Source organism: Prosthecobacter sp. SYSU 5D2 (genome assembly GCF_039655865.1).
Classification (GTDB): domain Bacteria; phylum Verrucomicrobiota; class Verrucomicrobiia; order Verrucomicrobiales; family Verrucomicrobiaceae; genus Prosthecobacter.
Genome location: NZ_JBBYXL010000002.1, coordinates 290,705 through 302,832, shown reverse-complemented (window position 1 = coordinate 302,832; position 12,128 = coordinate 290,705). Strand labels below are relative to the sequence as shown.

General features: G+C 62.7%; 9 protein-coding genes. 8 read left to right on the top strand and 1 reads right to left on the bottom strand.

The genetic code is table 11. The annotated features are described in order from the left end of the window. Nucleotides 1-254: 254 nt before the first annotated feature. The 4 genes from WJU23_RS03965 (at nt 255) to WJU23_RS03950 (ending at nt 6,292) form a co-directional block, all read left to right on the top strand. Complete coding sequence (locus WJU23_RS03965) at nt 255-2,699, top strand: DUF6600 domain-containing protein (RefSeq protein WP_346331239.1); 2,445 nt, start codon at nt 255-257, stop codon at nt 2,697-2,699. 81 nt (nt 2,700-2,780) lie between these two features. After that, a complete protein-coding gene (locus WJU23_RS03960; RefSeq protein ID WP_346331238.1) occupies nt 2,781-3,263 on the top strand; it encodes a c-type cytochrome domain-containing protein in 483 nt (160 codons plus the stop codon). Between the two features lie 68 nt (nt 3,264-3,331). After that, nucleotides 3,332-4,882: an OmpA family protein gene (locus tag WJU23_RS03955; protein WP_346331237.1), complete on the top strand. Its 1,551-nt coding sequence runs from the start codon at nt 3,332-3,334 to the stop codon at nt 4,880-4,882. A 27-nt stretch (nt 4,883-4,909) separates the two neighbouring features. Continuing rightward, nucleotides 4,910-6,292 carry a lipid II flippase MurJ gene (locus WJU23_RS03950; RefSeq protein ID WP_346331236.1) on the top strand — a complete coding sequence of 461 codons (1,383 nt, stop codon included), beginning with the start codon at nt 4,910-4,912 and terminating at the stop codon, nt 6,290-6,292. Between the two features lie 73 nt (nt 6,293-6,365). On the opposite strand, the gene WJU23_RS03945 is transcribed toward WJU23_RS03950, so the two are convergent. After that, nucleotides 6,366-6,785: an exosortase system-associated protein, TIGR04073 family gene (locus WJU23_RS03945; protein ID WP_346331235.1), complete on the bottom strand. Its 420-nt coding sequence runs from the start codon at nt 6,783-6,785 to the stop codon at nt 6,366-6,368. A gap of 196 nt (nt 6,786-6,981) precedes the next feature. On the opposite strand from WJU23_RS03945, the gene WJU23_RS03940 reads away from it, so the two are divergent. The 4 genes from WJU23_RS03940 to WJU23_RS03925 all read left to right on the top strand — a co-directional run bounded on the left by WJU23_RS03940 (nt 6,982) and on the right by WJU23_RS03925 (nt 12,128). Then, nucleotides 6,982-8,010: an NAD-dependent epimerase/dehydratase family protein gene (locus WJU23_RS03940; protein WP_346331234.1), complete on the top strand. Its 1,029-nt coding sequence runs from the start codon at nt 6,982-6,984 to the stop codon at nt 8,008-8,010. After that, a complete protein-coding gene (locus WJU23_RS03935) occupies nt 7,997-9,022 on the top strand; it encodes a dihydrodipicolinate synthase family protein (RefSeq protein WP_346331233.1) in 1,026 nt (341 codons plus the stop codon). The genes WJU23_RS03940 and WJU23_RS03935 overlap by 14 nt, the downstream gene beginning before the upstream one ends. Nucleotides 9,023-9,178: 156 nt before the next feature. Continuing rightward, complete coding sequence (locus WJU23_RS03930; RefSeq protein WP_346331232.1) at nt 9,179-10,681, top strand: PTPDL family protein; 1,503 nt, start codon at nt 9,179-9,181, stop codon at nt 10,679-10,681. A 106-nt stretch (nt 10,682-10,787) separates the two neighbouring features. Next, entirely contained in the window at nt 10,788-12,128 is a 1,341-nt protein-coding gene (locus tag WJU23_RS03925) for a Gfo/Idh/MocA family oxidoreductase (protein WP_346331231.1), read from the top strand.

Genomic DNA, 12,128 nt, shown 5'->3' with positions numbered 1-12,128 from the left:
AGTTCACCGATTTATAGATTATTGACCATGTAATCACAAAGTCATGTCAAACACCAAGCACAAAATTTGGAATTGTGACGATTCTGCCGTTCCTCCAAAAAAAATGCTACTGCCAATCCTGAACTGGCCGCGATGGATCGCAGACTCTGTTTGAATCCCGAGAATCCGGCTCAATGGCAGGGCCCGCAGAATTCTTCATTGTTCATGAACAAGAAAAGCGCGATGCTCGTCGAAACCCTGGTCAATCCACTTCCATGAAGACCATCTACACCGCAGGCAGCATCGCCCTGCTTTCCCTGGCACTCGTCAGTTGTGACCGGCCAGCCCCGCAAAACTCTGCTGCGGCAGATGAGGCGCGGCGGCAGCTGGAGGAAACCCAGGCCGCCTACCAGCAGCAGGCAGCCGACATGCAGGCACGGAGCGAGGAGCTGAAAAAGCAGCTCGATGACCTGCAGCGCAGCATCCAGGAAAAGGAAAACGCGGATCTGCAGGCGCGGCTGGAGGCCATGCAGGCAGAAAATGAGCAGCTCATGGCGGAAGCGGAAGCCGCCCGGCTGAAAAGCGAGGAGCTGCGCGACCAGCTGGCAGCGAACCCGTCCTACCCCGCCCCGGCACCTGCGCCCTACCCCGCCCCGGCACCTGCGCCCTACCCTGAGACGGCACCTTACTACCCTGCCCCGGAACCCGGCGGCCAGGCCTGGATGGAGCCGGAGGCAGACTACTCGATGTTTTACGAGGAACTTGCACCGCATGGCCAGTGGCTGGATGTGGAGGGCTACGGGTATGCCTGGAGGCCGGCGCTGGCCTCGCGCTCCACCTGGCGGCCGTACCTGGACGGGCGGTGGGTGTGGAGCGACCACGGCTGGGCCTGGGATTCACCGGAGCCGTTTGGCTGGGCCTGCTACCATTATGGCCGGTGGGTGCGCATCTCCCGCCATGGCTGGGTGTGGGTGCCGGGCCGGGAGTGGGCGCCGGCGTGGGTCTCCTGGCGGTCCGGGGGGGATGCGGTGGGCTGGGCACCGCTGCCGCCAGAGCGCCGGCGCGGCTACACGAGCATCGGTTATGACTGCGATGTGAACTACGGCCTGTCTCCCAGCAGCTACATTTTTATTGAAGCGGAAAACTTTGGCCGCAGCAGCTATGTGAACATCAGCCTCTCCTTCACCAACGTCACCCGCATCTTTGCCCAGACGGTGAATGTGACCAACATCATCCAGATCAACCAGCAGCAGACGAATTTTTTCGTCAATCGCGGCGGGCCGCGGCGGGACTGGGTGGAGCAGCGTGTGGGGCGGCCCATCCCGGTAGCCCCGGTGCGCATCGCGCGGACGCCGGAGCGGCCCCAGATGAACCGCCCGGAACGGGAGGGCGTGCGCCCGCTCATCGCTGCGCAGCTCCCTCCGAGCCGTAAGGACAGGGACCGCAAGCCCCCGAAGATCGCTGAAAAAATCACCCGTCCTGCCCTGGTGGACGGCTGGGAGGACATCCCGAAAGACCGCCGTCAAAACCTACGGGACACCATCACCCGCCAGGCCCGTGAGCCAAAACCCGCACCAACGCAGCCCGCAGTAGCCACACAGCCTCCTCAGCAGACACCTGAACGGGACCGCCCAAGTGAGCGTGACCGTGTCCCCCAGCCAGGCCCGGACCGCCCGGGACCCGTAGCAATGCCTGAGGTGCGCCCCGGCCTGCCACCCGGCGGGCGTCCTTCCACACCGCCAGACCATGTCGCAGACCGTGACGGTGACGGCACACCCGGCCGCCGCCCGGAAACCATGCCCCCCGGCGGGCGCCCTGAGAGTGGGGAAGCTGAGCCAGCCCGCCCAACGGAGCCACCGGGAGGCAGGCCTACCACACCGCCGGACCGCATGGCAGACCGTGACCGCCGTACCGAAGGGATGCGCCCTGGCAGCCGGAATGAAACCGCCGCACCTGATGAAGTGGCACGCCGTGAACGGGAGGCTGCAGAGGCAAAAAAACGCGAAGATACCGCCAAGCAGGGCGACATGACCAAGCGGGACCGCGCTGCCGCCACGGAAGCCGCCAAGCAGGCCGAAATGAGCCGTGCCCGCGAGGCTGCTGCCGCCCAGCAGCAGGAGATGCTCCGCAAACGGGCCGAGGCCGAGGCCATGCAGAAGCAACTTTTGGAACAACAAAAACGGGGTGAAGATCTGCGCCGCCAGCAGGCCGAAGCCATCAAAACCCAAGCGGCCCAGCAGGCTGAAATGGTCAACCGCCAGCGCGAAACCCAGGCCCAGCAGGCGCGTGAAGCCGCTATGCGCCAGCAAGCTGAAGTGGCCAGCCGCCAGCGCGAAACCCAGGCCCAGCAAGCACGCGAGGCTGCCGCGCGCCAGCAGGCGGAGATGGCCAGCCGCCAGCGTGAAACCCAGGCCCAGCAGGCGCGTGAAGCCGCCATGCGCCAGCAGGCGGAGATGGCCAGCCGCCAGCGTGAAACCCAGGCCCAGCAGGCGCGTGAAGCCGCCATGCGCCAGCAAGCGGAGATGGCCAGCCGCCAGCGTGAGGCCCAGGCCCAGCAAGCACGCGAGGCCGCCGCGCGCCAGCAGGCGGAGATGGCTGAGCGCCAGCGCGAGGCCATGCGGCAGCAGCAGGAATCCTCCCGGCGCGCGGCAGAGGAAGCCCAACGACGGACCCCGCCGCCGCAGCGCAGCCCGCGGGAAGAGCGGAGCCGCCAACGCTGAGCGCAATCTGCGGGCGGATAATCCCAGTCAACCTCTGCTGTCAGTATTGACCTTTGACAGCGACCGTGATAGACCGCCCCTATGCACGGTCGCTTTTTCATTTGTGGAGTCGGGTTAGCTCTGCTGGCCCTGGCTGGCTGCCAGGTGCCTGAAGAATCCGAAACACGCCCCACGGGCCGCAATGTGCTGGATGCCCGCACCCTCCGGCAGGCGAAGTCCGGCGAGGTGGATTTCACCACCCACATCAAGCCTGTGCTGGAGGCCAAATGCGCGGCCTGCCACAACCAGGAGGCGCTGCCCGGGCGCATGAGCCTGGCCAGCCAGGAGGAAGCCCGGCGCAGCGGCGCGCTGCGGGGATTTATCATTCCCGGCCAACCCGAGGCCAGCCCGCTGCTGTCCAGGCTGACCAGTGCCCACGCCCAGGTGCAAGCCATGCCGCCCGTTGGCGAGAGCCTGACTGAGGATGAAGTAGCCCTTATCAAACGCTGGATCTCCCAAGGGGCCCCCTGGCCGGACGGTCCGGCAGGTGAGCTGAAGACAAGTCTTAGTGTGCAAGGAGATTGAAAATCCGCCTTGAAGGAAGGGGATACTGCGTGGCATCTTAACTGCTCCGAACCTTCAGGTTCATCCCCATGCTTCACCCTGCCCCCAAGTCCGCCAAAAGGTCTCTTTCACCTGCCCCCAGCGGAGGTGCTCTTCCCGTCATCATCATCCTTGTCGCGGTGGTCATCAGCGTGGTGATTTTCTTTGTCTTCACCCGGCCGGCCATGGAGGAGAAGCTGGCAGAGCAGCCGCCTGTGAAAAGTGCTGAAACTGCGGAAAGAACGGCGGCAGCTGCCAGTGTGGCAGCGGCACCCAAGCCTGCTCCCGCAGCCCCGCCGCCGCCACCGGCCAAACCCAGTTTCGGCTTCGCCCGGCCTCTGGATGTGGGGAAGGACATGGTGCGCAGCCTGAACATGGGGGATTTTACGCGTGCGGGGGACCTGGCTGCGGCGGCCGACCCGGCGCAGGCGGAGACCGCAGCGGGGATTTTTAAACAGATGATCACGGGCCTCAAGGCCAAGGTGGGCCAGGAGGACCAGGTGGAGCTACTGGGCCTCGTGGAAAACAAGACCCGCATCGCCATCCCGCTGACCCTGCCAGGCATGCAGGAAGCGGTGCGCCTGCAACTGGATCTGGAACGGGATGACAAAATGGGCTGGAAGATCACCCACCTGCAGATTCCCAAGGAGCTCAGCAGCGCGATGGCCGCTGCCCCCCCGCCGACAGCCAAGGAAACGGTGCCGGAAATGAAAACGGCAGACGCTCCGCTGGCCCCGGCACCTGAGATGACGCCGCCACAGACCACGACACCGCCTGCCGCGAAATCTGCCCCCAAGGGCAAGCCTGCTGCAAAAACAGCCACAGCTCCCAAACCCCCGCTTTTTACCGTGGAGAATATGCCGGATGCGCTGAGATTTGGCAGTGATTTTGTACGGGCTCTGCTGAAGCATGACTTCGCGGCCGCCCGCGCATTTGTGGATGAGAAGAAAGTTTCCGCTGAGCGGCTGGCCGGTCTCTGCATCGTCTTTGAAGAAGGTGAATATGAGTTTAAACCAACGAAACCGCTGATCATCACGGTGGCCAATCCGGAAGTCTCGTGGGTCATCGCCCAGGTGCAGTCGCAGAAGCTGCAACAGACCACCGAATTTGGTCTGGAAATGCAGCGCAGCGGCCTGGACCAGCCGTGGAAAGTCGTTGGCATGAACCTGTCAGAAATCCTGAGCTCCTTTGCCTCCTCGGCCGCGAAGCTGGGGGTGCCTTATACGCCCATCGTCAGCAATCCCAAGGGCGGTGAATCCCTGGCGCTGTACTTTGAATACGACCGGGATGAGCTGCACCCGCGTGCGCTGAAGCAGTTGAACATCGTGGCCGGCCTGCTGAAGTCTGACCCGGCCAAGAAGCTGCACATCGCGGGCCATACGGATGCCAAGGGTACGGACCGGTACAATCTGGCGCTGTCCCAGGCGCGGGCGGAATCGGTGAAAAAACAGCTGGCGGAACTGGGCGTGGCGGCGGAGCAGGTGGTGACGACCGGCATGGGCAAGGCGCAGCCGCTGGGGCCGAATGAGAAGGCGGACGGCACGGATGATCCGGAAGGACGCTCCAAGAACCGGCGTGCGGAGATCTACCTGGATTTTTAGTACCCGCTGCGGTTCTGCACGCTTATCTTGAGGCGTTTGCGCCTCCTGCTTTCCCAGTTCCATGCCCGCACGTGCTCCCTGCTCAAGCAGGGTGCCGGATCACGCATCGTCTCCGGATTCATGCTGGTGGCGATGCTGACGGTAGGCTCCAAGGCGGTCTCCTTTTTCAAGGATGCCGCTGTCGCGAGGCAGTTTGGCACCGGGGATGTGCTGGATGCCTTCCTGGTATCCTTTGGGCTGCTGACTTTTCTGGCGGCGCTGTTTGGAGGCGGGTTGCCAGAGTCTTTTCTGCCCGTGTACACGGAGGTGGCGCACCGGAAAACACCCCGGCGCGCGCTGCGCCTGGCGGTGCAAAGCACATGGCTGCACGCTGTCAGCCTGCTCGGTCTGGCGCTGCTGTGCTGGTTAATCGCCCCCCATTTCATCAGTTGGGCCACGCGGGGGTTCAATGACGAAAAGCAGGCGCTGGCCGTGGGGCTGCTGCGCCAGCTTTTGCCGTTCATGGTCTGCTTTGGCATGTGCTACCAGCTCTCCGCGTGGCTGCGAGCTGACAAGCACTTCATTGTGGCCACGACTGCGCCGATGCTCATCCCGCTGACCATCATCGGCGTTCTGATTTATCGGGGTGCGGAGGCATCCGTGGGGGATCTCGTCACGGGCACTGTCCTGGGCTCAATCTTTCAATTGCTGGTGCTGCTGGGCGCACTGGTTTTTCATCTCCCTGGCCGGTGGCGTTTCTGGCGTGCGTGCCTGGCTTTGCGGGAGCCGGCCCTGCTGCGCATCAGCCGCCAGTCTGCCCATTATCTTTTCGCAGGCGGGGTCTTCAGCAGCACGGTGGTGGTGGACCAGACCATGGCGGCCTGGCTGGCCCCGGGCAGCGTGGCCGTGCTTGGCTACACGGAAAAGTTATGCGGCATCATCCTGGCGGTGACGGTGGCCCCCTCCTGCGATGTGCTTTTCCCCTATTTTGCCGACAAGGTGGCGCGGCAGGACTGGGCAGGCGTGAGGCGGCAGCTCATCCTCAGTGCGGCTTCCATCCTGGCCCTGGCGATGCCGGCCGTTTTCCTTTTGTGCTGGCTGGCACCGTGGGTCGTCTCGCTGCTGTTTGAGCGGGGCTCTTTCACAGCGGCAGATACCCAGCGGGTGGCGGAGGTGCTGCGCTATGCGGTCTTCCAGATCCCTTTTTACATTGTCGGCAGCCTGGCGTCGCGGGTCATTGTGGCCATGCAGGCCACCCACTTCATCATCTGGGTGTCCTTTGTCGGGCTGATCGGCAATATCGTGCTCAACTGGGTGCTCATGCGCAGCATGGAGACGGCCGGCATCGCCCTGTCCACAGTGCTGGTGCAGATGACCTCCGCCGTGATCGCCTGCCTGTATGTTTTCAAGCAGATCCGCACCCGGCTCTAAACTAGGCGGTAGAAATGAAGAAGCGCAGACCTTGCGGGCTGCGCTTCATCATCAAAAAAAATCCAGTTTCTGATTACCAGCCATTCGTGCGGTTGTAATCCACCTGGGAGGCAAAGCCGAGCTCAGGGGAGAACTCGGTGTAACCCCACCATGGATCAATCTGCGGCTTGCGGTAATAAGGCGGGCGGTAGGTCAGCTTGTAAGTCGGCAGCGGGAAGGTGGCCATTTCATACACGCCGTAGCCAGCACGCACAGCAGTGCGCTTGAAGCCTTCAATAAAAAAGTCGCTGAAAGCGGCATGAGCACCGTCGGTCTTGACGGTGCGGCTCCAGACGTCAAAGGGCTCCGTCCAGCCATAGAGAATATTGCCAACGCCACGGCTGAGCTTGCGGCTCCAGTTATAGTGGTGTCCGGGAGGGGACTGGATGTCAGCATAAGCGACGCCGCAGAGCGTCATGGCTGAGAGAATGGTAAGGGCGATGCGATTTTTCATGCGGTCAGAATACAGTTATCAAATTTCAAAGCCATCTGGCAAGAAGGATTCTCACTTTTTTCCGGCGCTGCCTTTTTCATTCGGCGGCCCGGGGGATCATGCGTTTATAGATTTTAAAAAACGCCCATTCAGACAGGTAGAGGTAATAAAAAGACGCACAATCCCGCCACGGCCAGAGTTACACTGCATCCTAACCATGAAGCCCCTGCTCACCCAAGACGACCTCGAAGACCAGCTCAGCCTGCCCACCCCGGGCGTGCTGGATACCCTGCGCGCCCTGGACGGCGATGTGATGGTGCTGGGGGCCGGTGGCAAGATGGGACCGACCCTGGCGCGCATGCTGCGACGCGGGTTCGATGCGGTGGGGAAAAAAGACCGGACGGTTTATGCCGTCTCGCGGTTTTCCAATCCGGGAGCGGCGGCGGAGCTGGAGGTACACGGGGTGCGGACGCTGGCCTGCGACCTGCTGGACCGGGCCGATGTGCAGGCCCTGCCGGAGGTGGCCAACGTCATTTTTATGGCCGGGCAGAAATTTGGCACGCACGACTCCCCGGAGCTGACCTGGGTGATGAACACGATCGTGCCCGCCATAGTGGCGGACCGATATGTGGGCTCCAGAATCGTTGTTTTTTCCACGGCCTGCGTGTATCCCCTGATGCCGGTGGCAGGTCCGGGCTCGCGTGAGGAAGACGCCCTGGGGCCGCCGGGGGACTATGCCAACTCCTGTGTGGGCCGGGAGCGCATCTTCACCCACTATGCGAAGGAGACGGGAACGCGGGCGCTGATGTTCCGGCTCAGCTACGCCATTGACCTGCGCTACGGGGTCCTGCATGACGTGGCGCAAAGGGTGGCCCAGGGCCAGCCGGTGGATGTCACCATGGGCCATGCCAACATCATCTGGCAGGGGGATGCGAATGCGCGGGCCATCCAGTGCCTGGAGCGCACCGCCTGCCCCCCGCCCGCGCTCAATGTCACGGGGCTGGAGCGGGTGTCCATCCGCGCAGTGGCGGAGCAGTTTGGCAGCCTGCTGGGGAAACCGGCAGTCATCACCGGCAGCGAGGCTCCCACGGCGTGGCTTTTTGATGCCTCCCGGTCTTACGAGTGGTTCGGCCCGCCAACGGTGACGCTGGAGGAGATGATCCATGCGACGGCCCAATGGGTGCGCCAGGGTGGCGCTTCCCTGGGCAAACCCACCCACTTTGAAACCCGCGATGGAAACTTCTGAACTCCGCTCCCTGCTGCACCAGGGCCTGGCCATCCCGGCGCATCCGCTGGCGCTGAATGCGCAACGCCGGCTGGACGAGCGCCGCCAGCGTGCGCTGACCCGCTATTACCTGGCTGCGGGTGTGGGCGGCTTGGCGGTGGGGGTGCACACCACCCAGTTTGCCATTCGCGATCCGCGCATCGGACTTTTTAAACCCGTCCTGTCCCTGGCGGCGGAAGAGATGGACCGCAGCGGCGGCGGGCCGCTGGTCCGCATCGCCGGCATCTGCGGGCAGACGCCACAGGCCGTGGCGGAGGCGGCCCTGGTCCATGACCTGGGCTACCACGCCGGGCTGCTGAGCCTGGGGGCCATGAGCCAGGCCGGGGAGGAGGAGCTCATCTGCCACTGCCGGGCTGTGGCGGAGGTGGTTCCGGTGGTGGGATTTTACCTCCAGCCCAGTGTCGGCGGACGGGTGCTGCCCTATTCCTTCTGGCGGCGGTTTGCGGAGATTGAAAACGTGGTCGCCATCAAAATGGCTCCCTTTAACCGCTATCAGACCCTGGACGTCATCCGCGCCGTCATGGACGCCGGGCGGGAAGACATCGCCCTCTACACGGGCAATGATGACAACATCGTGGCCGACCTGACCACCCCCTTCCGCCTGGGGGGCCGGGAGCGCCGCATCGTGGGCGGCTTGCTGGGCCACTGGTCCGTCTGGACACGGCAGGCGGTGGAGCTTCTGAAGCGCTGCCAGAGGGAACCCGCCTGCCCGGAACTGCTGGCCCTGGGGACGGAGGTGACGGACAGCAACGCCGCCTTCTTTGATGCGGCCAACGGTTTTCATGGCTGCATCGCCGGGCTGCATGAGGTGCTGCGCCGCCAGGGGCTGCTGGAGGGCCTGTGGTGCCTGGATGAGAATGAAGGTCTCAGCGCCGGCCAGATGCAGGAAATTGACCGGGTGTATGCGGCCTATCCCCATCTCCATGATGATGCGTTTGTCGGGGCCAACCGTGACCATTGGCTGGCGGGCTGACGCCCAAACGGCTGACCAAGGCCCATTTGATGGCCAATAAGGAAGAAATGATGCGGATTCACTCTTTACTCGTGAAACGAATCCAGATTTAATCATCTAATTCGGCGGGGATTTCCCGCCCTGCAGTTCATATCCTTACCTCTCTCCATCTGAGCCATGAAATCTAGCCGATCCCGCATTGCCCTGCTGGCATTCTTCTGCGGCACGTCCCTCCTCCAAGCCGACATCTTGATCCTTAAAAATGGCACCAAGTATGAAGGCAATGTCCTCAGCGAAGGGCCGACCTCCATCCGTATGAAATACCGCCTGACTCCCAAGATCTGGGATGAAAAGGACTTTTCGAGGGATGAAATTCAGGAACTGATCAAGCAGACTCCGCAGGAAGTGGAGCTGATCGAGTTGAAAAAGCTGCTGCCGACGGCGGACCTGCTGCCGGCGGACCGTTATGAGCAGATCATCCAGGACCAGCTCCGCCCCTTCATCAACAAATACGAAGGCACCCCGGAAGCCAAGGAGGCTGAAGCCATCGCCGCCACTCTTCAGGAAGAAAAGAAAAGAGTCTCCAACGGGGAAACCAAGCTGGCGGGCAAATGGCTGAACGCCACCGAGACCCAGGCTGAGGCTTATAACATCGAGGCCTACAAGCTGCTGGTCGAGATGCGTGAACAAAAGGCCAAGGGCAACTGGATCGAATCGCTCCAGGTGTATGACAAATTTCTCAAGAGCCGCCCGCCCTACACTGCCTCCACCTACTATCCCGAGGCTGTGACGGAAGCCATGGAAAGCATGGACAAGCTGGGATCCATCCTGACCAAGATGGCCGGGGAGCAGCCCATCCTGAACAAGCAGCGGGAAGAGGGTCTGCGTAAAATGGAAAAGGATGAGCAGTCCCGCACCCGGGCGGCCATTGACGAGGAAAAGAACAAATGGCGCGCCGAGTCCGAAGCCATGAAACGCAACGGTGTGCGCTGGATCGAGCCTTACAAGTATGACATGAGCAGCATCAGCGTCATGCAGAAGGCCGTCATGGCGGAAAAAGCCCGGCTCGCGCTGGTGAACCTGGACGAGCTCAAAACCCGCAATGAAGCATTCGTGGACGTTTACCGCAAAATCGGTGAAGAAGATTACACGGCAGGTGCCGCCGCCTTTGAGCGGATCCAGGGATTCAGCAACGTCCCTGACTACAAGGAAGTTGTTGCCGACCTCAAGGCCAAGCTGCTGAAGCTGTATGCTGACCTGGTCCGCAAGAGCCAGGCATCCCAGGCGGCGATCAGCGGCTCCTCCGCCATCGGCGGTGCAGCCTCCGCCACGGTGGATGACCGCGTGGCCCGCATCCTGGCCCAGGCCAATGGCGGTGCAGCGCCAGCAACCGGCGCACCCGGTGCGACGGCCCCGGCACCCGGTGCAGCACCTGCCCCAGGCACACCCGGCACGGCGGTCCCGGCACCCGGCGCACCCGCGACCGCCCCCGCCCCTGCGGCCAACCCGCCCGTGCAGCAGCAGCCTGCCCCACAGAGCTACCCGCCGCAGGCCCAGGCACCGGTCCCAGCCTACGTCCCCCCTGTTGAAGAATCCAACACGCAGACCTACATCATGATCGGCATGGGGCTTCTCATCGTTCTTTTTGGTGCCATGGCATTTATGAAGAAGAAAGGCTGATGCTCCGGCACTGCCTATGAATTGACAGCCAGCCGGATCTCTTTGCGGAGATCCGGCTTTTTTTGACCCAAGAACCCGCTCCGGTTTTCCGTAATCTTTTCCCGTTATGACACCTGCCTCCCCTGCCCTCACCACCCGCCGCCGTTTTCTGGCCCAGGCCACCGGCACTCTCTTTGCCGCTCCTTTCATCACCACCGGCATGAAGGCCGCCTCGCCTAACGGCAAGTTGCGTCACGCTTCCTTCGGCGCCTCCGGCATGGCCATGGGGGACATGAAGTCCCTCTCCAACCACCCCATGCTGGAACTGGTGGCCGTGTGCGACGTGGACACCCGCAAATTCGACGAGGTGAAGAAGCGCTGGCCGGAAGTGCGTTTCTACCAGGACTGGAAGGAACTGCTGGAAAAGGAGGCAGCGAACATTGATTCCGTGAACGTCTCCACCCCGGACCACATGCACGGACCCATCGGCCTCAAGGCCATGGAACATGGCAAGCATGTCTATGGGCAGAAGCCTTTGGCGCAAAACTTGTATGAATGCCGCAAGCTGATGCTGAAAGCCCGCGAGACCGGTGTGATGACCCAGATGGGCATCCAGGTCTCCTCCTCCTTCACGGAGCGCATGGCGGTGGACATCATCCAGTCAGGTGCCATCGGAAAAGTGAAAGAGGTGCACACCTTTTCCAACAAGTTCTGGGGCGACATGGACCCCGTGCCGCAAAAGACCGACCAGCTGCCTGCCGAGCTGGACTGGCAGAAGTGGCTGGGGACGGCCACCGACCGGCCCTACATTGAGGGCTATTACCACCCCGGCCAGTGGCGCAAGCGCCGTGACTTTGGCACCGGCACCCTGGGTGACATGGGCTGCCACATGTTCAGCGGCTGGTTCCGCGCACTGAATCTGGCGGCCCCAGTCAGCGTCAAATCCACTGGCCCTGCGCCGCTGAATGCCACCAACTGGGCCATCAATGCCGTCGTGGAATACACCTTCAAAGGCACCGCCCACACCGCGGCGGACACGGTGAAGGTCACCTGGTACGACGGGGATGCCCGTCCGCCGGAGGAAGTGATGTCCATGGCCGTGACGGACCTGGCCAAATTCCCCGGCCAGGGCAGCCTTTACATCGGCACAGACGGTGTCCTCCTGGCCCCTCACCTGACCACGCCCACGCTGCACCCACGGGAGAAATTCACCGGTTTCAAATACCCCAAACTGGAGCCCCGCAACCACTACCTGGAGTTTGTGGACTGCTGCCTCAACGGAGGCGAAAAACCCAGCGCCAATTTCGATTACGCCGGTCCGCTGACCGAGGCCGTCCTCCTGGGCTGCCTGGCCAGCGCCTTCCCCGGCCAGGACATCGCCTGGGACGCCCCCGGTCTGCTGATCCCCGGCAATGAAGCTGCCAACGCCCTGGTCAAGCGCCAGTACCGTCCCGGCACTGAGGTTTAA

Coding starts and splice junctions, on each gene's coding strand:
- WJU23_RS03960 (WP_346331238.1), top strand. CDS start 2,781: ATGCACGGTCGCTTTTTCATTTGTGGAGTCGGGTTAGCTCTGCTGGCC.
- WJU23_RS03940 (WP_346331234.1), top strand. CDS start 6,982: ATGAAGCCCCTGCTCACCCAAGACGACCTCGAAGACCAGCTCAGCCTG.
- WJU23_RS03925 (WP_346331231.1), top strand. CDS start 10,788: ATGACACCTGCCTCCCCTGCCCTCACCACCCGCCGCCGTTTTCTGGCC.
- WJU23_RS03965 (WP_346331239.1), top strand. CDS start 255: ATGAAGACCATCTACACCGCAGGCAGCATCGCCCTGCTTTCCCTGGCA.
- WJU23_RS03945 (WP_346331235.1), bottom strand. CDS start 6,785: ATGAAAAATCGCATCGCCCTTACCATTCTCTCAGCCATGACGCTCTGC.
- WJU23_RS03930 (WP_346331232.1), top strand. CDS start 9,179: ATGAAATCTAGCCGATCCCGCATTGCCCTGCTGGCATTCTTCTGCGGC.
- WJU23_RS03935 (WP_346331233.1), top strand. CDS start 7,997: ATGGAAACTTCTGAACTCCGCTCCCTGCTGCACCAGGGCCTGGCCATC.
- WJU23_RS03955 (WP_346331237.1), top strand. CDS start 3,332: ATGCTTCACCCTGCCCCCAAGTCCGCCAAAAGGTCTCTTTCACCTGCC.